General features: G+C 64.4%; 13 protein-coding genes. 8 read left to right on the forward strand and 5 right to left on the reverse strand.

The features are described 5' to 3' along the window. The first annotated feature begins 1 nt into the window (after position 1). Genes KVX96_RS04995 through KVX96_RS05015 form a run of 5 tightly spaced genes read left to right on the forward strand, consistent with a single transcriptional unit; the run spans position 2 to position 4,482 of the window. Positions 2-1,513 carry a tripartite tricarboxylate transporter permease gene (locus KVX96_RS04995; RefSeq protein ID WP_261193200.1) on the forward strand — a complete coding sequence of 504 codons (1,512 nt, stop codon included), beginning with the start codon at positions 2-4 and terminating at the stop codon, positions 1,511-1,513. Further along, positions 1,513-1,800 carry a putative quinol monooxygenase gene (locus KVX96_RS05000; RefSeq protein ID WP_261193202.1) on the forward strand — a complete coding sequence of 96 codons (288 nt, stop codon included), beginning with the start codon at positions 1,513-1,515 and terminating at the stop codon, positions 1,798-1,800. Before KVX96_RS04995 ends, KVX96_RS05000 begins: the two co-directional genes overlap by 1 nt. Continuing rightward, positions 1,797-2,609 (forward strand): N-acyl homoserine lactonase family protein, encoded by an 813-nt coding sequence (locus KVX96_RS05005; RefSeq protein WP_261193203.1) that lies wholly within the window; start codon positions 1,797-1,799, stop codon positions 2,607-2,609. Before KVX96_RS05000 ends, KVX96_RS05005 begins: the two co-directional genes overlap by 4 nt. Continuing rightward, the gene (gene otnK / locus KVX96_RS05010; RefSeq protein ID WP_261193204.1) at positions 2,606-3,835 is read left to right on the forward strand and encodes a 3-oxo-tetronate kinase; all 1,230 of its coding nucleotides are present in this window, start codon (positions 2,606-2,608) and stop codon (positions 3,833-3,835) included. Before KVX96_RS05005 ends, otnK begins: the two co-directional genes overlap by 4 nt. After that, on the forward strand, positions 3,832-4,482 hold the full coding sequence (locus KVX96_RS05015; RefSeq protein WP_261193205.1) for an aldolase: 651 nt from the start codon (positions 3,832-3,834) through the stop codon (positions 4,480-4,482). Before otnK ends, KVX96_RS05015 begins: the two co-directional genes overlap by 4 nt. Before the next feature lie 154 nt (positions 4,483-4,636). On the opposite strand, the gene KVX96_RS05020 is transcribed toward KVX96_RS05015, so the two are convergent. Continuing rightward, the gene (locus tag KVX96_RS05020; RefSeq protein WP_261193206.1) at positions 4,637-5,752 is read right to left on the reverse strand and encodes a class I SAM-dependent RNA methyltransferase; all 1,116 of its coding nucleotides are present in this window, start codon (positions 5,750-5,752) and stop codon (positions 4,637-4,639) included. A gap of 267 nt (positions 5,753-6,019) precedes the next feature. Here KVX96_RS05020 and KVX96_RS05025 point away from each other — a divergent pair, with 267 nt between their 5' ends. Further along, complete coding sequence (locus KVX96_RS05025; RefSeq protein ID WP_261193207.1) at positions 6,020-8,233, forward strand: NADP-dependent isocitrate dehydrogenase; 2,214 nt, start codon at positions 6,020-6,022, stop codon at positions 8,231-8,233. Between the two features lie 231 nt (positions 8,234-8,464). Here KVX96_RS05025 and lpdA read toward each other — a convergent pair whose 3' ends face one another. From lpdA to phbB, 4 genes are read right to left on the reverse strand one after another with little or no spacing between them, the layout of a single operon-like run. Further along, positions 8,465-10,207, reverse strand: a complete 1,743-nt coding sequence (gene lpdA, locus KVX96_RS05030) for a dihydrolipoyl dehydrogenase (RefSeq protein ID WP_261193208.1) — start codon at positions 10,205-10,207, stop codon at positions 8,465-8,467. A gap of 14 nt (positions 10,208-10,221) precedes the next feature. Further along, positions 10,222-11,490 (reverse strand): dihydrolipoyllysine-residue acetyltransferase, encoded by a 1,269-nt coding sequence (gene aceF, locus KVX96_RS05035; protein ID WP_261193209.1) that lies wholly within the window; start codon positions 11,488-11,490, stop codon positions 10,222-10,224. Between the two features lie 21 nt (positions 11,491-11,511). Further along, positions 11,512-14,172, reverse strand: a complete 2,661-nt coding sequence (aceE, locus tag KVX96_RS05040) for a pyruvate dehydrogenase (acetyl-transferring), homodimeric type (RefSeq protein WP_261193210.1) — start codon at positions 14,170-14,172, stop codon at positions 11,512-11,514. A 24-nt stretch (positions 14,173-14,196) separates the two neighbouring features. Further along, positions 14,197-14,922, reverse strand: a complete 726-nt coding sequence (gene phbB, locus KVX96_RS05045) for an acetoacetyl-CoA reductase (protein ID WP_261193211.1) — start codon at positions 14,920-14,922, stop codon at positions 14,197-14,199. 424 nt (positions 14,923-15,346) lie between these two features. Between phbB and KVX96_RS05050 the strand changes: the two genes are divergently transcribed. Together KVX96_RS05050 and KVX96_RS05055 are read left to right on the forward strand one after the other, a co-directional pair. Beyond that, positions 15,347-17,338: a BTAD domain-containing putative transcriptional regulator gene (locus KVX96_RS05050; RefSeq protein WP_261193212.1), complete on the forward strand. Its 1,992-nt coding sequence runs from the start codon at positions 15,347-15,349 to the stop codon at positions 17,336-17,338. 85 nt (positions 17,339-17,423) lie between these two features. After that, on the forward strand, positions 17,424-18,416 hold the full coding sequence (locus KVX96_RS05055; RefSeq protein WP_261193213.1) for a phosphatase PAP2 family protein: 993 nt from the start codon (positions 17,424-17,426) through the stop codon (positions 18,414-18,416).

An 18,416-nucleotide genomic window follows, 5' to 3' on the forward strand; every position in this document is an offset into this window, starting at 1 on the left:
CATGGACTTCGTATTCTCCCAACTCGCCGGTTTCGGACACGCCTTCTGGGCGCTGGCCATCGATCCGGTCACCTATCTCTATCTGGTTTCCTCCGTCTTCCTCGGGATCACCTTCGGCGCGCTGCCGGGGCTCACCGCCACGCTGGCGGTGACGATCCTCACCGGCTTCTTCGGCAACAAGATCCCGCTGGATTACGCGCTGATCGCCCTGCTGGGGGCCTATGTGGGCGCGATCTATGGCGGCAGTTATCCCTCGATCCTGCTCAACATCCCCGGCACGGCGGCCTCGGCGGCCACGGCGATGGACGGCCACCCGCTCGCCAAGGCGGGCCGGGGCGGCGAGGCGCTGGGGCTTACCACGACGGCCAGTTTCATCGGCACGATCATCGGCACCTTCGCGCTGCTGATCTTCGTCTGGGTGCTGCTCGGGATCTCGAAAAACATCGCCAGCCCCGAGAAGGCGCTGCTGGCGCTCTTCGGCATCCTTCTCTCGGGCACGCTGATGAGCGAGGATCTGGTCATCAAGGGCTGGATCGCCGGGCTGATCGGGCTGGCGATGGCCATGGTCGGGCTGGATCCGCTCCTGTCGGAGCCGCGTTACACCTTCGGCTGGTCCTACCTGCTGAGCGGCTTCCAGGTGGTGCCGGTGCTGATGGGCGCTTTCGCCGTGCCGCAGATCATCGAAGGGCTGCGCCATGTGGAAGTGGGGCAGATGGCCGAGCTGAAGGGCCGCATCCTCCCCAACCTCAAGGCCATCCGCCGCTACCTGCCCACGATCACCCGCTCCGGCGTGATCGGCACCGGCGTCGGCGCGCTGCCCGGCGTGGGCGAAGATGTGGCGGGCTGGGTCTCCTACGGGGTCGGCAAGACCGTCTCCAAGGAGGGCGACAAGTTCGGTAAGGGCAGCACCGAAGGGTTGCTTTCGAGCGAGACCGCCAACAACGCCTGCATCGGCGGCGCGCTGATCCCGCTTCTGGTGCTCGGCATCCCCGGCTCGCCCCCGGCGGCGGCCCTGATGGGGGCCTTCAAGATCAACAACGTAATCCCGGGGCCGACGATCGACCCGGCCATCATCCTGCGTGTGGTGGCAATCCTCGTGCTCGCAAGCTTCACCATGTTCATCATGGGGCTCTTCACCGCGCGGATCTTCATCAAGATCCTGAAGATCCCGCAGACGATCTTCCTGCCCATCGTCATGGTGCTCACCGCCATTGGTTCCTTCTCCGTGGGCGGCGGCATCAACGATCTCTACCTGATGCTGGGCGTCGGCTTCGTGGCCTACATGATGAACCTGATGAAATACCCGATTGCCCCGCTGGTGATCGGCGTGATCCTGGGGAGCCTGTTCGACGAAACCTTCCGCCGTTCGCTCTTCCTGTCGGATGGAGATCTTTCGGTCTTTGTTTCGCGCCCCGGCGCTGCCATTCTGGTGGCGCTCAATGTGGCGCTGATCATCAGCCAGGTGCCGCTCGCCAAACGGGCCTTTGCCCGCATGAAAGGAAAAACCGCCTGATGTTCGCCGTGACAGTGACCTTCACCCTCAAGCCCGGGCAGATGGAGGCTTTTCTGCCGCTCATGCTCGCCAATGCCCGCACCTCGCTTGAGGTGGAGCCCGGCTGCCTGCAGTTCGACACCTGCCGTAACGCGGGCGGCGATGAGATCTTCCTCTACGAGATCTACACCGACCGCGCCGCCTTCGACACGCATCTGGCCAGCCCCCATTTCAAGGCCTTTGACGCCGAGGTGGCCGACATGGTGGCGGCCAAGCAGGTGGCGCTGTTTGACGAGGTGCTGCGGTGAGCGACTGGGAGGTCTACGCCGTCAAATACGCCGACCGCAACGCGCGGGTGCGGGGCGACAGTTTCATCTTTGACGACAACCACGATGCCCCCCATGCGATGGACTATTTCATCTGGGTGCTGCGGCAGGGCAGCCGCGTGATCCTCGTGGACACGGGCTATGATGCCGAAGAAGCCGCCAGCCGGGATCGTCCGATACGCATGGATCCGCGCGAGGCGCTCGCCCCGCTGGGCATTGCGCCGGAAGCGGTGGAGCAGGTGATCGTCACCCATCTGCACTATGATCATGCCGGGGGGCTGCATCTTTTTCCCAACGCCACGCTGCATTTGCAGGCCGCCGAGATGGCCTATGCCACCGGCCCCTGCATGTGCCACGGCGTGCTAAAGATGCCCTTCACGGCGGGGCATATCTGCGAGGCGGTGCAGCGGCTCTATTCCGGGCGGCTCACCTTCTACGAGGGCGATGGCGAGGTGGCTGATGGGGTCACCGTGCATTGCATCGGCGGCCACAGCCGGGGCCTGCAATGCGTGCGCGTGCGCACCAAGGCGGGCTGGCTCGTGCTGGCCTCGGACGCGACCCACTACTACGAGAACGTGTTCAAGCGGAAACCCTTCCCCATCGTGGTGGATCTGCAGAACATGCTCGACGGGTTCACCCGGCTCGAAACCCTCGCCAGCACGCGCGCGCTGATCGTGCCGGGCCATGACCCGCTGGTGCGCCAGCTCTTCCTGCAGGGCCCCGCCGCCCATATCGTGCGGCTCGACACAGGCCCGCAGGACACAAATCTAATGACGGAGATCCTTTCATGAAGATCGGAGTGATTGCCGACGATTTCACCGGCGCGTCCGATATTGCGCTCACTTTGGCTGAGGCCGGGATGGCGGTGAGCCAGTTCATTGGCGTGCCCGAGGGCGCGGCGGATGCGGCGCTGGATGCGGGTGTCGTGGCGCTTAAATCGCGCACCGCGCCGGTGGCAGAGGCCATCGCCCAATCGCTGGCTGCCTGTGACTGGCTGCTCGCGCAGGGATGCGCACAGATCATCTTCAAGGTCTGCTCTACGTTCGATTCCACGCCGGAAGGCAACATCGGCCCGGTGCTCGATGCGCTGGCCGATCGCCTCGGCGCGGAAGGCGTGATCACCTGTCCGGCCTTTCCGGAAAACGGCCGCAGCGTCTACATGGGGCATCTCTTCGTGGGCGATGTACCGCTGAACGAAAGCGGCATGCAGAACCACCCGCTGACCCCGATGACGGATTCCGACCTGCGCCGCGTTCTGGCCGCGCAGTCGTCCCGCCCCGTGGGCCATGTGGCGGCGCTCACCGTCATGGCCGGGGCGGAAGCGATCCGCGCCGCGCTGCCGCGCGAGGGCCATGTGATCGTGGACGCGATCCGGGACGCCGACCTGATGGAGATCGGCAAGGCCGCAAAAGGGGCCGCGCTTCTCTGTGGCGGCTCCGGCATCGCGCTCGGCCTGCCAGCGAACTTCGGCCACAGCCCCGCCACGCCTGCGTGGGAGCCGGTGAAAGGCCCCGGCGTCGTGCTGTCGGGCTCCTGCAGCCGCGCCACGCGCGGGCAGGTGGCGCGCTACAAGGCACTGGCCCCGCACCGCGAAATCTCCGCCGCCGAGGCCGTGAAGGGTGAAGTCACCACCGAGGAACTGGCCGATTGGGTTCTGGCGCAGGAGGTGCCGCCGCTCGTCTATTCCTCTGCCGATCCCGAAGTGGTCAAGGCCGCGCAGGAGATCTTCGGCAAGGGCGTCGCCGCCGAGGCCATTGAACAACTGTTCTCCGACCTCGCCGCCACGCTGGCGGCGCGCGGCGTGGCGCGCATCGTGGTTGCCGGGGGCGAGACCTCCGGCGCGGCGGTTCAGGGCGTGCAGGCGCGCGCCTTGCGCATCGGGATGCGGCTGGCCGCGGGCGTCCCTGCGGTGCGCGTCGAAGGCGACCGCCCGCTGGCCATGGCGCTAAAATCGGGCAACTTCGGCGGGCCGGATTTCTTCTCAGAGGCGCTGGCGCTGCTGGCAGGTGAGGCATGAGTACGGAGGCGAGGCTGCGCGAGCAGATCTGCCTGCTCGCCAAATCCATGTTCGACCGCGGGCTCACCGGTGGCAGCACCGGCAATATCTCGGCCCGCACTGAGGACGGCGGCTTGCTCGTCAGCCCCACCGGCACCAGCTTCGGCAGGCTCGATCCGGGCCGTTTGAGCCGCTTTGACGCCAAGGGCGTGCTGATCGGAGGCGATGCGCCGACGAAGGAAATGCCGCTGCACAGCGCTTTCTATGACACCCGCAGCACGGCCGGCGCAGTGGTGCATCTGCACTCCTGCCATTCCGTGGCGTTCTCGATGCTGCCCGAGGTGGACCCGGACAACTTCCTGCCCCCGCTCACGCCCTACGGGATCATGCGGCTCGGAAAGGTGAAGCTCCTGCCCTTCTTCCTGCCGGGCGACCCGGCGATGGGCGAGGCGGTGCGCGGGCTGGCGGGCAAACGCTCCGCCGTGATGCTCGCCAACCACGGCCCGGTGGTGGCCGGAAAGGACGTGGAAGCCGCCTGCAACGCAATCGAGGAACTCGAAGACACCGCCCGCCTCGCACTCCTCACCCGCGGCATGCACCCACGCGCCCTGACCGAAGCGCAGGTGCAGGCGCTGGTAACGAAATTCGACGTGGAGTGGGACGACTAGAGGAAGACCGGTTGAATGAAGCAGTGAGCGTCCGCCCGGGTGGGTGCGGAACGCGCCCGCCGTTGTGCTGGAAGCACACCTTCGGTGTGACGAGCGGGCGGACGCGTGCCCGTCACTGGCGTGACGGGCGAAAATTCTCAAAAAAGTCTTTCGACTAGGGCAGGGGATCCGTCTTGAAGAGCCGGATCTTCAGCCCTCCGTGGGCGACCGGGCTGCGCAATGGGCCAAAAGGCAGCCCGGTCGCCTGCGCCAATCCGGCGTCCGAGGTGATCACCCCCACGCGCCAGCCGGAAAACCCGGCCATCAGCCGTTTGCCCAGTGTGCCATAGAGCGAAAACAGCTCCCTGCGATCCCCGATCCGCGCGCCATAGGGCGGGTTCACGATCACGAGGCCGGGGCCTGCGCAGGGCGGCACCAGCGCCCCCACCGAGCGCTGCGCGAAGCTGGCCACATCGGCCACCCCCGCCCGCGCGGCGTTCTGCTGGCTGGACTGCACCGCGCCGGCGTCCCTGTCAAAGCCGAAGAACCGGGCCGGCGTGCTGCGGGGCGCGGCCTCGGATTTGATCGCCTCATAGGCCTCGGTGTTGAACGTTGCGAGCTGCTCGAAGGCAAAATGGCGGCTGCGCCCCGGCGCAAGGCCAAGCGCCCAATCCGCCGCTTCGATAATGAAAGTGCCCGAACCGCACATCGGATCGACAACGGGCTCCGCCCCCGTGAAGCCGCAATCGCGCAGGAATAGCGCGGCCAGCGTTTCCCGCATCGGCGCCTTTGCCACGGCGGGCTTGTGGCCGCGCTTGTGCAGGGACTCGCCCGAGGTATCCACGCTGAAGGTGCAAAGATCATCTTCGATGCGCAGCTTCAGCACCACCTCGGCCCCTGGCGAAACCGTCGCGCCGAAGCTTTCGGTCAGCGCCCTCTCCACTCGCTCGGCGGCCGCCTTGGCGTGGTAGATCTTGCTGCGCTTGGAGGTCACATCCACCCGCAGCGGCACATCGGCGCGCAGCACCTCGCCCCAAATAAAGGCGCGCGCCTTCTTGTCGAGCTGTGCCAGATGGTTGGCGTGAAAGCTGCCGATCCGCGCCAGCACGCGCCCCGCGCCGCGCATCCGGTAGTTAGCGCGCCAGACATCAGACCAGCCGCCCTGAAACGTCACGCCGCCGGGCGTCATTTGCGGATCGGAACAGCCCAGCTCAATCGCCTCGCGGCGCAGGGCGGGCTCGAGCCCCGGCGGGGCCATCAGGAAGATCTCGAAAGGGGATGTGCTGCTCATGGGGCCTCCATACGCCCAATGCCTGCCCCGCACGAGGCCAAAAGCACCCGGTTTGGGGTAAACAGCGTCAATATGCGCGCCTGTCTGGCACGTTCTTCCGGTTGATCCGCGCCGCAGTTTTGTCTAAGCGGAGAGCGCCTGCTGCCTGCAGCGGCGCCTCTGCCTTTGCGCAAAGGCCCCCGGGCGGCACCGAGAGTTACCGACGCGATGGCGCCGCCACCGCTGGCCACAGAGACTTCTTAAAACGCACGAGAAAGGTTTTGGGACATGGCAGAAAAACAGACGCCGAACATATTGTATACAATTGTAGACGAAGCGCCCCAACTGGCGAGCGCCTCGCTCCTGCCGATCATCCAGGCCTTCGCCGCGCCTGCCGGGATCACCGTGGGCACCAAGGATATTTCCGTTGCAGGCCGCATCCTTTCGACCTTCCCGGAATATCTCGAAGAAGGCCAGCGCATCGCCGATGATCTCGCCGAATTGGGCGAGCTGGTGAAAACCGCCGACGCCAACGTCATCAAACTGCCCAACATCTCGGCCTCCGTGCCCCAGCTGACCGCCGCCATCGCCGAGCTGCAGGCGCAGGGCTATGCCGTGCCCGCCTACCCGGAAGAGCCGAAGACGGACGAAGAGAAAAGCGTGCGCGCCCGTTACGACGCCATCAAGGGCTCCGCCGTGAACCCGGTGCTGCGCGAAGGCAACTCCGACCGCCGCGCCGCCAAGGCCGTGAAGAACTACGCCCAGAAAAACCCGCATTCCATGGGCACATGGGAGGCCACGAGCAAGACGAAGGTCAGCTCCATGCCGGGCAATGATTTCTACGCCAACGAGAAATCCGCCACCATCACCGCCGCCCAAGCCGGTGACGCGAAGATCGAATTCGTCGCCAAAGACGGCGGCGTGACCGTGCTGAAAGACGCCTGGCCGCTGGCCGAGGGCACCGTGGCCGATGCCACCTTCATGTCGGTCAAGGCGCTCTCTGCTTTCCTCGCCGAGGCCATCGAAGATACCAAGGCCGACGGCACCATGTTCTCGCTGCACATGAAGGCCACGATGATGAAGGTCTCCGACCCGATCATCTTCGGCTACGCGGTGAAAGCCTGGCTCGCGCCGGTGTTCGAACAGTTCGGCGACAAGCTGGCCGCGCTCGGTGTGAACCCGAACTCCGGCCTCGGCGATCTGCTGGCCCGCGTTAAGGGTGAGCCCGAGATCATGGCCGCCATCGAAGCCGTGACCGCCACGCGCCCGGCGATGTATATGGTCGACAGCGACAAGGGCATCACCAACCTGCACGTGCCCTCTGACGTGATCATCGACGCCTCCATGCCCGCCGTGATCCGCGCGGGCGGCAAAGGCTGGGATCAGACCGGTGCCAAGGGCGACACCAACTGCGTGATCCCCGACCGCTGCTACGCGACAGTTTACGACGAAACCATCAACTTCTTCAAAGCCAATGGCGCGCTGAACCCGGCCACCGCCGGGGCCGTGGCCAACGTGGGCCTGATGGCGCAGAAGGCCGAGGAATACGGCTCCCACCCGACGACCTTTGAAGCGCCGGCGGATGGCTCCATCCGCATCGTGCTCGCCAACGGCGACGTGCTGCACGCCCATGAGGTGGAAGCGGGCGACATCTGGCGCGCCTGCACCGTGAAGAAAGCCCCAATCGAGAACTGGATCGAACTGGCGATGGACCGCCAGCGCCTGACCGGCTCCGAGGCGATCTTCTGGCTCGATGCCAACCGCGCCCATGACGCTGAGCTGATCAAATACGTTCAGCCCGCGCTGGAGGCTGCCGGCGTGGCCGAGAAGTTCCAGATCCTCGCCCCACGCGAGGCCACGGCGCAATCGCTGAAGACGATCACCGCAGGGGAGGACAGCATCGCCATCACCGGCAACGTGCTGCGCGACTACCTCACCGATCTCTTCCCGATCCTCGAGCTGGGCACCTCCGCCAAGATGCTCTCGATCGTGAAGCTGATGAACGGTGGCGGCTTGTTTGAAACCGGGGCCGGCGGCTCTGCGCCCAAACACGTGCAGCAGCTGGTGGAAGAAAACCACCTGCGCTGGGATTCGATGGGCGAATTCTGCGCGCTCGGCGAAAGCCTGAACTTCCTCGCCGATACCCAAGGCATCGCCAAAGCGGGCGTGCTGGGGGCAGCCGCCGAGGCCGCGACGCAGGGCATCCTCGATTTCAACCGCTCGCCCTCGCGCAAAGTGGGTGAGCCCGACAATCGCGACAGCCACTACTGGTTCGCCCGCTACTGGGCCGAGGCTCTGGCCGCGCAAACCGACGATGCCGAACTCGCCGCCCATTTCGCCCCCATCGCGGCGGATCTGGCCGCGAAAGAAGAAGCCATTCTTGGTGAACTCGCTGCGGCCCAAGGCAAGGCGGCTGATCTCGGTGGCTACTACCACACCGATCCGGCCAAAGCGGCAGCCGTGATGCGCCCCAGCGCCACGCTGAACGCCATCATCGGCTGATCTACCCAAAAATCACACTGTTAAACGCCCGGTCCTTCGACCGGGCGTTTTCACTTTCAGCGGGGGCTCTGCCCCCGCACCCCCGGGATATTTTCGGTCAGAAGATGGCCCCACTTTGTTCAACAAATATCTCGGGGGAGACGCCGAAGGCGGCGGGGGCAGAGCCCCAAAAGGCAAAACAGAAAGCCCCGGCGCGATGGCCGGGGCTTTCTCATGTCTGGGATGCGCCGCTCAGTGCTTCTTCTTGCGCGGCGGCATGAGGTCCGTGATCGTGCCTTCGAACATCTCGGCGGCGAAGTTCACGGTTTCGCTGAGCGTCGGGTGGGGGTGGATCGTGTGGCCGAGGTCCACCGCATCCGCGCCCATTTCGATGGCCAGCGCCACTTCGGCGATCAGGTCACCGGCGTTGGGGCCAACGATGCCCGCCCCGATCACGCGATCATCGCTTTCATCAAAAATCAGCTTGGTGATGCCTTCCGAACGCCCCAGCGAGAGAGAGCGACCTGACGCAGCCCAGGGGAACACCCCTTTGCCGATTTTCAGACCCTTCGCCTTGGCTTCGTTCTCCGTCACGCCCACCCAGGCCACTTCCGGATCGGTATAGGCCACGGAGGGGATGATTTTGGCATCAAAGAAGCGCTTGTGCCCGGCGCAGACTTCCGCCGCCACTTTGCCTTCATGCACCGCTTTATGCGCGAGCATCGGCTGGCCCACCACGTCGCCGATGGCGAAGATATGCGGCACGCCGGTCCGCTGCTGGTTGTCCACCGCGATGAAGCCGCGCTCATCCACCGCTACACCGGCCGCAGCGGCGTTGATCTTGGCGCCATTGGGGCGGCGACCAACGGAGACGAGCACCATGTCGAAGGTGTCCACGATCTCCCCGTCGGGGCCTTCCATCGTGACCTTCAGCCCCTTCTTCTGGGCCTCCACGGCGGTGACCTTCGTCTTGGTGAAGATGTTCTCGTAGCGGCCCTCGATGCGCTTGGCCAAGGGCTTCACGATGTCCTTGTCGGCGCCAGGGATGATCTGATCCATGAACTCGACAACCGTCACCTTGGAGCCGAGCGCATCGTAGACGCAGCCCATCTCGAGCCCGATGATGCCGCCGCCCAGAACCAGCAGGCGTTTCGGGATCTCTTTCAGCTCCAGCGCGCCGGTGGAATCGATCACGCGCGGGTCGTCATGGGGAATGAAGGGCAGCTCCACCGGCTCGGAGCCGGCCGCGATGATGCAATTGTCAAAACTGACGGTGGTCTTCTTGCCGTCGTTGTCGACCTCGATCATGTTCGGCCCGGTGAACTGGCCGTAGCCCGTCACCACCTCGACCTTGCGGCCCTTGGCGAGCCCGGCAAGGCCGCCCGTGAGCTGTTTCACCACGCTCTCTTTCCAAGACCGCAGCTTGTCGATGTCGGTCTTGGGCTTGGCGAAGGTGATGCCGTGCTCGCCCATTTCCTCGGCCTCGGTGATCACCTTGGCCGCATGCAGCAGCGCCTTGGAGGGGATACAGCCCACGTTCAGGCAAACCCCACCGAGATAGGGATCCTTCTCGATCAGCACGACCTTCTTGCCCAGATCGGCAGCCCGGAAAGCGGCGGTGTAGCCGCCGGGACCGGAGCCCAGAACCACAACCTCGCCATGCACATCACCCTTGCCGGATGCGGTGCCTGTCGCGGCAACGGCGGCAGGCGCCGCCGGGGCAGCGGCGGCCGAGGGGGCCTCGACGGCCTCCGAGGCCGCTCCCCCTTCTGCTTCCAGCGTCAGGATCAGCGAGCCTTCGGACACGGTGTCGCCTTCGGCCACAGCGATCGAGAGCACCTTGCCCGCAGCCGGGCTCGGCACTTCCATCGTGGCCTTGTCGCTTTCCAGCTCGATCAGCGGATCCTCGGCAGCAACGGTGTCGCCCACCGCCACGAGGATGCTCACCACCGGAACGGAATCGAAATCACCGATATCGGGTACTTTGACGTCCATCTCTCAGCGCCCCCTCACAGCATCAGCCGGCGCACGTCGCCGAGCAGGTGTTTCAGCGTGGCGCAGAAGCGCGCGGCCAACGCGCCGTCGATGGCGCGGTGGTCGTAGGAGAGCGAGAGCGGCTGCATCAGGCGCGGCACGAATTGCTCGCCGTCCCAGACGGGTGCCATCTTGGAACGGGTGAGGCCCAAGATCGCCACTTCCGGTGCGTTCACGATCGGGGTGAAGCTGGTGCCGCCGATGCCGCCCAGCGAGGAGATCGTGAAGGTCGCGCCGGACATGTCATCGCCCTTCAGCTTGCCGTCACGCGCCTTGGCGGAGAGCTCCATCAGATCCTTGGAGATCTCGATGATGCCCTTGCGGTCGGCGTCCTTGATCACAGGTACAACCAGCCCGTTGGGCGTGTCTGCCGCGAAGCCGATGTTGTAGAAATCCTTCTTGATCAGCTTGTCGCCATCCGGGTGGATCGAGGAGTTCACCTCCCAGTGCTGCTTGAGCGCAGAGACGGAGGCTTTCACCACGAAGGACAGCAGCGTGACGCGGTAGCCTTCCTGCTTGGCAATGCCGTCAAGCTCGCGGCGGTAGCCGTCCAGATCGGTGATATCGGCTTCCTCGTTGTGGGTCACATGCGGGATGTTCAGCCAGCTGCGGTGCAGGGCCGGGCCGGAGATCTTCTTGATCCGGGGCATGTCCACATTCTCGACGGGGCCGAACTTGGAGAAGTCCACCGCCGGGATCGGCGGGATCCCCATGCCGCCTTGGGCGGCGCCGCCAGAGGCGGCCGGTGCGGCGGCGCCTTTGAAAGCTTTCATCACGTCTTCACGCAGGATGCGGCCCTTGCGGCCCGTGCCGTTGACCTTGGCGATGTCCACGTCAAGCGTGCGGGCGAAAGCGCGCACGGAGGGGCTCGCGTGGGCCTTGCCGAAGCCGGCATCGGTAACAGGGGCCGGAGCCGCCGCCGGGGCAGCAGCGGGAGCGGCAGCAGGCGCTGCGGCGGGGGCAGCAGCTGGCGCGGCGGCCGGAGCCGCTGCGGGGGCGGCGGCAGCGCCCTCGCCTTCCAGCACGAGGATCAGGGAGCCTTCCGACACCGTATCGCCTTCGGAGACCTTGATCTCCACCACCTTGCCAGCGGCAGAGGAGGGGACTTCCATCGTCGCCTTGTCGCTTTCCAGCTCGACGATCGGATCCTCCACGGCGATCACATCGCCCACGCTCACCAGAACCGTGACGACCGGGACCGAGTCGAAATCGCCGATGTCGGGAACTTTCACTTCAATTGTCATTTTCGTTCTCCTCCTTCGGCCTTACACGAGCCGCGGGTTCGGCTTAGCGCCGTCGATGTCGTATTTGGTGAGGGCTGCTTCGAGATCTTTCTTCGTCACCGCGCCATCGCGGTAGAGATCGACCATCGCGGCAGCGGCGATGTGGTTGGCGTCCACTTCGAAGAAGCGGCGCAGGTTGACGCGGCTGTCGGAGCGGCCGAAGCCATCGGTGCCCAGAACCGTGAAGCGCTGGCCGTCCGGGATGAAGCCCCGGATCTGTTCGGCGTAGTTCTTCATGTAGTCCGTGGCGCAGATGATCGGGCCCTTGGAGCCTTCCAGCGCTTCCGTCACATAGGCCTTCTTCGGCTCGGCGAGCGGGTTCAGGCGGTTGTGGCGCTCGGCGTCCTGACCGTCGCGGGCCAGTTCGTTGAGGCTGGTGGCGGACCAGATATCGGCCGTGACGCCGAAATCTTCCTTCAGCATCTCCGCGGCCTTCAGCGCCTGCACGAGGATCGTGCCGGAGCCCATCAGGTTCACGTGTTTCTTCGTCGGCTTCTTCACTTCGGAGAAGCGGTAGAGCCCCTTGATGATGCCCTCCTCGGCGCCCATGGGCATGTCGGGGTGGGCATAGTTCTCGTTCATCAGGGTCAGGTAGAAATACACGTCTTCCTGATCGCCATACATCCGCTTCAGCCCGTTCTGGATGATCACGGCCACCTCGAACTGGAAGGTCGGATCATAGCTGATGCAGTTCGGGATCGTGCCGGCGAGGATGTGGCTGTGGCCGTCCTCGTGCTGCAGGCCTTCACCGTTGAGCGTGGTGCGCCCCGCGGTGCCGCCCAGCATGAAGCCGCGCGCACGGCTGTCGCCTGCGGCCCAGGCCAGATCGCCGATCCGTTGGAAGCCGAACATGGAGTAGTAGATGAAGAAGGGGATCATCGGCACGCCATGGTTGGAATAGGCGGTGGCCGCCGCGATCCAATCGGCCATGGCACCGGCCTCGTTGATGCCTTCCTGCAGAACCTGACCGTCCGTGCTCTCCTTGTAGTAGGACATCTGGTCGGCGTCCTGCGGCGTGTAGAGCTGGCCGAGCGGGTTGTAGATGCCCACCGAGCGGAACAGGCCTTCCATGCCGAAAGTGCGGCTTTCATCCGGCACGATCGGTACCACCTGCTTGCCGATCTGCTTGTCGCGCAGCAGCGTTGTCAGGATGCGCACGAAGGCCATCGTGGTGGAAATCTCGCGATCGCCGGTGCCTTTCAGTTGCGCGGCGAATTTGTCGAGCGCCGGGATGTCCAGAGCGGGCGTGTCGTGGAAACGCTGCGGGAAGGCCCCGCCGAGCGCCTTGCGACGGTCCGCCAGATAGGCCTTCTGCGCGTTGTTGAGCGAAACGAAGGGCGCCTTGCCCACGTCCTCGTCGGAGACCGGGATCTGGAAGCGATCACGGAAAGCGCGCAGCTGCTCTTCGTTGAGCTTCTTCTGCTGGTGGGTGGTGTTCTGGCCTTCGCCAGCGGTGCCCATGCCGTGGCCCTTCACGGTTTTCACCAGAAGGCAGGAGGGCTGGCCCTTGGTCTCGGTGGCCTTCTTGAAAGCGGTATAGACCTTCTCCGGGTCGTGGCCGCCGCGGCGGAGCGCCCAGATCTGCTCGTCGCTCCAGTCTTCCACCAGTTTGGCCGTCTCCGGGTATTTGCCGAAGAAATGCTCGCGGATGTAGGCGCCATCCTTGGATTTGAACGTCTGGTAGTCGCCGTCCACGGTTTCATCCATCAGCTGGCGCAGGCGGCCGGAGGTGTCTTTCTCCAGCAGCTCGTCCCAGCCCTTACCCCAGAGGAGCTTGATCACGTTCCAGCCCGCGCCGCGGAAATCGCCTTCGAGTTCCTGCACGATCTTGTGGTTGCCGCGCACCGGGCCATCAAGGCGCTGCAGGTTGCAGTTGATCACGAAGATCAGGTTGTCGAGCCCTTCGCGGGCCGCGAGGTCGATCGCGCCACGGCTTTCGGGCTCGTCCATCTCGCCATCGCCGAGGAAACACCACACCTTACGGTCGGCCATGTCGATCAGGCCGCGGTTGTGCATGTATTTCATGAAACGCGCCTGGTAGATCGCCATCAGCGGGCCAAGGCCCATGGAGACGGTCGGGAACTGCCAGTAATCGGGCATCAGCCAGGGGTGCGGGTAGGAGGAGAGCCCTTTGCCGTCCACTTCGGAGCGGAAGTTCAGAAGCTCTTCCTCACTGATGCGGCCTTCCATGAAGGAACGCGCGTAGATGCCGGGGATCACGTGGCCCTGGAAGAACACCAGATCGCCGCCGTGGATCGCGGATTTTGCGCGCCAGAAGTGGTTCAGGCCGATGTCATACATCACCGCCGAGGAGGCGAAGGAGGCGATGTGGCCGCCGTACTCGCTGCTTTCCTTGTTGCGGCGCACCACCGTGGCCATGGCGTTCCAGCGGTTGATGGTGCGGATGCGCCATTCCATTTCCATGTCGCCGGGGAACTCAAGCTGATCGTCTGCCGGGATGGTGTTCTGGTAGGGGGTGGTTGCCGAGAAGGGCAGGGTGGCCCCGGCGGCGCGGGCCTGCTGGACGGCTTTGTCGAGCAGGAAATGCGCGCGGTCGGCGCCGTCCCGGGCGATCACATCCTCGATGGCTTCCTGCCATTCCTGTGATTCAACGGGATCGATGTCAGGGGTCTGACCACTCATAGTCGTTGTTCCTCCCTTGAGGGGTTAGGCCATGTACTGGCCGCCATTGGCGGAGATGGTGGAGCCGGTGATAAAGGCGGCGTCATCCGAAGCAAGGAAGGCCACGCAGCGCGCGATCTCGTCGGCCTCGCCGAGGCGGCCCACCGGGATCTGCGGCAGGATAACCTCGTTCATCACTTTTTCAGGGATCGTGCTCATCATCTCGGTGTTGATGTAGCCCGGGCAGATCACGTTCACGGTGATGCCTGCGCGTGCGCCTTCCTGGGCCAGCGCCTTGGTGAAGCCGATGTCGCCGGCTTTCGAGGCGGCGTAGTTGGCCTGGGCGAACTGGCCTTTCTGGCCGTTGATGGAGGAGATCGTCACGATCCGGCCGAACTTGCGCTCGCGCATCCCGCCCCAGACGTTGTGGCTCATGTTGAACACGCCGGTGAGGTTGGTGTCGATCACCTCGTGCCACTGTTCGGGCGTCATGCGGTGGAAGGGGGCGTCGCGGGTGATGCCGGCGTTGTTGACGAGCACGTCGACGGGGCCAACCTCGGCCTCGACCTTGGCGATGCCTTCTTTGCAAGCCTCGTAGTCGCCGACAGACCATTTGAAAGTGGCGATGCCGGTTTCGGCGGTGAAGGCTTTCGCGGCCTCATCGTTGCCGCCATAGGTGGCGGCGACGTTGTAGCCCTCGGCTTTCAGTTTCTTCGCGATGGCGGCGCCGATGCCGCGTGTGCCGCCGGTGACAAGTGCTGTTCTGGCCATGATCTCCTCCGGGTCGTTTAATGTTTAACAGTCAAAAGGGCTGACGTATTTGGCATTCCATAGCGTAACACGGGGGCGCATGGCAGGGCTCTGGGGGCATGGCAGCCATGCGTCAGGGGAATGGTTTAACCTTAAATTAAATATATTCCCTTTATTTTCATACCGTTGCGCTTCCGCCTGCTGCATTCCGTAGCGGAAAGCCTCGGCCGATACCTCCTTGATCGGCGGTTTTTTGCGCGTTCCTTGGCGGGGCGGCCCGGTCAAAGCGGGCCGGATTCGTATCCGCGCCATCCGATGATCAGACACCGGCACAAGAGCGAAAAACTCTCAGAATCTGTCTGTGTCCCCCCATCTGGCATTTGCTTTACCTTCCTGCGTTCTTTACCGTCCGATCAAGTTATTTTGTTAGGGCAGCAGGCGAACTGTGCAGAAGACACTGCAAATCTCGGTTATCGGGGATGTTGAAATTCGCCTTTCCGGAGAGGCTGTTCTGACGGGCAAGCGCAAGGCGCTGGCATTGCTCACCTATCTGGCACTCGTTGCCCCGCACCGTTTTCCGCGCAGTGTGGTGGCCGGGCTACTGTGGGAGGACGTGTCTGAGGCCGCTGCCCGCAACTCGCTGCGCCAGATCCTGTCGGATGTGCGCAAGGCGTTCACCGGCCCCGCCGAGCCGCTGGTGGCGATCGACCGGGAAACCATTGGGCTGGATCTCGAAAACACTTCCATCGATGCCGTCACACTGATGGATGACCTGGCGGCGGGCCAGCTGCCGGACGTTCTGCAGGCCAACCCGGAACTCCCCGACCTGCTCTTCCGTGGGCTGGACGGCATCGGAAGCGAGTTTGATAGCTGGCTGCGCGAGATGCGGCGCGTGTTTGAAGAGCAACTGACCGAGCGGCTCGGCAAGCTGATCGAACCCGGGCAAGCCGCGGAAGACATCCGCCTTAAGGCCGCCGGCATCTTGTTGCGGCTCGATCCCTACAACGAGAAAGCCTGTCGTGTGGTCATGGCGATCTCGGCCGGGCAGGGCGAGACGCGCGAGGCGCTGAAGGCCTATGATGCGCTCTTCCAGCGGCTGGAAGAGGAGATGGACATCGAGCCCTCGCCCCAGACGCAGGATCTGGCGGTGAAGATCAAAATGGGAGAGTTCAGCGTTGAACCATCTCCCGCGCCTGCCGCCCCGACTGCCGGTCCAGCCGGCCCCGCCGCGCCGCTGGGCCAAAACGGCCCGCCCCGGCTGGCGGTTTTCCCCTTTCAGAACCTCGGCCCGGATGACGTGCCGGATTACTTCGTGGATGGCATCCTTGAGGATACCGTCTGCATGCTCGCCTCCCTGAAGGAGCCGCGGGTTCTGTCCTCCAACTCCACGCGCGGGGTGAACCTGCGCGAGCGCTCCGCGCAGGATCGCGCGCGGGATCTTGGGGCCAATTACACGGTCTTCGGCAGCATCCGCCGCGCGCATCAGCGCTATCATATCTCGGTGCAACTGGTGGAAGTGGGCACCGAGCTTGTGGAATGGGCGCGGACCTATACCGCCAGCGAGAACGAGCTGTTTGACATCCAGAGCCATATCGCGGGCTCTATCGCCAACCGGCTGCAGCCCTCCGTGCAAACGGCCGAACTGCGCCGTACCAACGGCTTCAAACCGGCCGATCTTTCCGCTTATCACCTGACCCTGCGCGCTAAGGAGCTGGCCTTCCGGCTCAACCGCGAAAGCTTCGGCGAAGCGCGCGATCTGCTGGTGATGGCGGCGGAAAAGGATCCGACCTTCGCCCCCACCTTCATCGCCCTGACGGATTGGTATTCGATCAGCCTCGGGCAGGGCTGGTCCTCCGATGTGGGCAAGGATTGGCGCGCCTTGGAAGACGCCGCCTCGCAGGCACTGCGCCTGAGCGGCGAAAGCGGCCGCGCGCTGGCGATGTATGCCCACAACCGCGCCATCCACGGCGGGGCGCGCTCTGTCTCTCACCAGATGCTGGAGCGGGCGCTGGAGCATTCCCCCAGCGACGCTGAAACCCTGCTCTGGACGGTGCCGACCTTCGCCTTTCAGGGGCAGGCCGCTCTTGCGGTGCAGAACGGGCAGCGCGCGATGACGCTTTCGCCGCAGGATCCCTTCATGTTCCGCTACGAGCATTTCCTCAGCATCGCGCAATATGTGGAAGGCAACTACGAGGAAGCCGCGCGGCTTGGGCTGGACAGCTACGAGAAGAACCCCTCCTACACGTCAAACCTGCGGATGACGGCGGCCTCGCTCATGGAAACGGGCCGCACCGGCGAAGCACAGGAGCTCGTGGCCGTGATGAAGCGGCTCGATCCCGACTATTCCCTTCAGAAATTTCAGGAAAACCAACCCTTTGACGATCCGAAAGTGGGGCAGCGCTATGTGACTGTCCTACGGGATGCGGGGCTGGATTGAGCGTGGGGCTTAACCTTTAACGATTGGATCACACTCGCCTCACACGTGTTCATTTTTAAACGTGCTATAAATCAGGGAGACGACGATGGTCGGATATTTGAACGGCGGTGTGAATGGCGGCGTTAACGGAGGTGTTAACGGCGGGGTGAATGGTGGCGTGAACGGCGGCGTCAACGGCGGGGTCAACGGGGGCGTGTCCACAAGCCCCTACGCCATTGGCGGCGCGCCCCTGCATATTCCAATCGTGGATTCGCTGAGCAACGTCGACGACAAGCCCTTCGCGATGATCACCGATGTGGAATTCCCGGAAGCAGCCTGGGCGGCGAGCCTGAAGGCGCAGCTGATCGTCAACAAGTTCTGCAAGACGGATTGGGACGATCCCGCCACCGGCATTCAGGGCACCGCGCCTGACAATTCGGCGGCCGCCATCGAGGCCGAGATCCAGAAGCTGATCCATGAGCGCAATTACCTGCGCGGCCAGCGCGTGGGCGAGATCCTCGCGCAGGTGGATGGCTCGGAGCTCTACTGGTCCAACCTTCTGATGGCGGGGGCCAACAACCGCCCGCGCACCGCCGAGCTGATCGCCTGCGGCATGATGATCGGCACCGTTGTGGCGATGCATTTCAAGCACAAGTGGAAGCGCGCCCGGCCGAGCCAGGTGTTCCCGGCGATCATGCCCGCCATCCCCACGCCGCGCCATCCCTCCTACCCGAGCGGCCATGCCACGCAGTCTTTCCTCGTGATGCAGCTTCTGGCCGCCGTGCTGCCCGGCGAGAAGGACAACGTGATGTTCCCCTACATCCGCTCCATGGCCGATCGCATCGCCCACAACCGCGAGGTGGCCGGGGTGCATTTCGGCTCGGATTCCGATGAGGGCGAGCGTCTGGCGCAGGAAGTCTATGAGCGTTACCTGACGCAGCTTGCCCCGCTGCAGGATCTGATCACGGCGGCGAAGGCGGAATGGGTGGATGTGGCCTCCACGCTGCCACTGAAGGATTCCGGCGAGCTGGACGGTCCGCCCAATGTCTCCAAGCAGATCGCGCGGGATTTGGCCAATGATCTGGCAAAGGATGCATGA

The sequence above is a fragment of the Pseudoruegeria sp. SHC-113 genome (assembly GCF_025376885.1).
In the GTDB taxonomy this organism is placed as follows: domain Bacteria; phylum Pseudomonadota; class Alphaproteobacteria; order Rhodobacterales; family Rhodobacteraceae; genus Pseudoruegeria.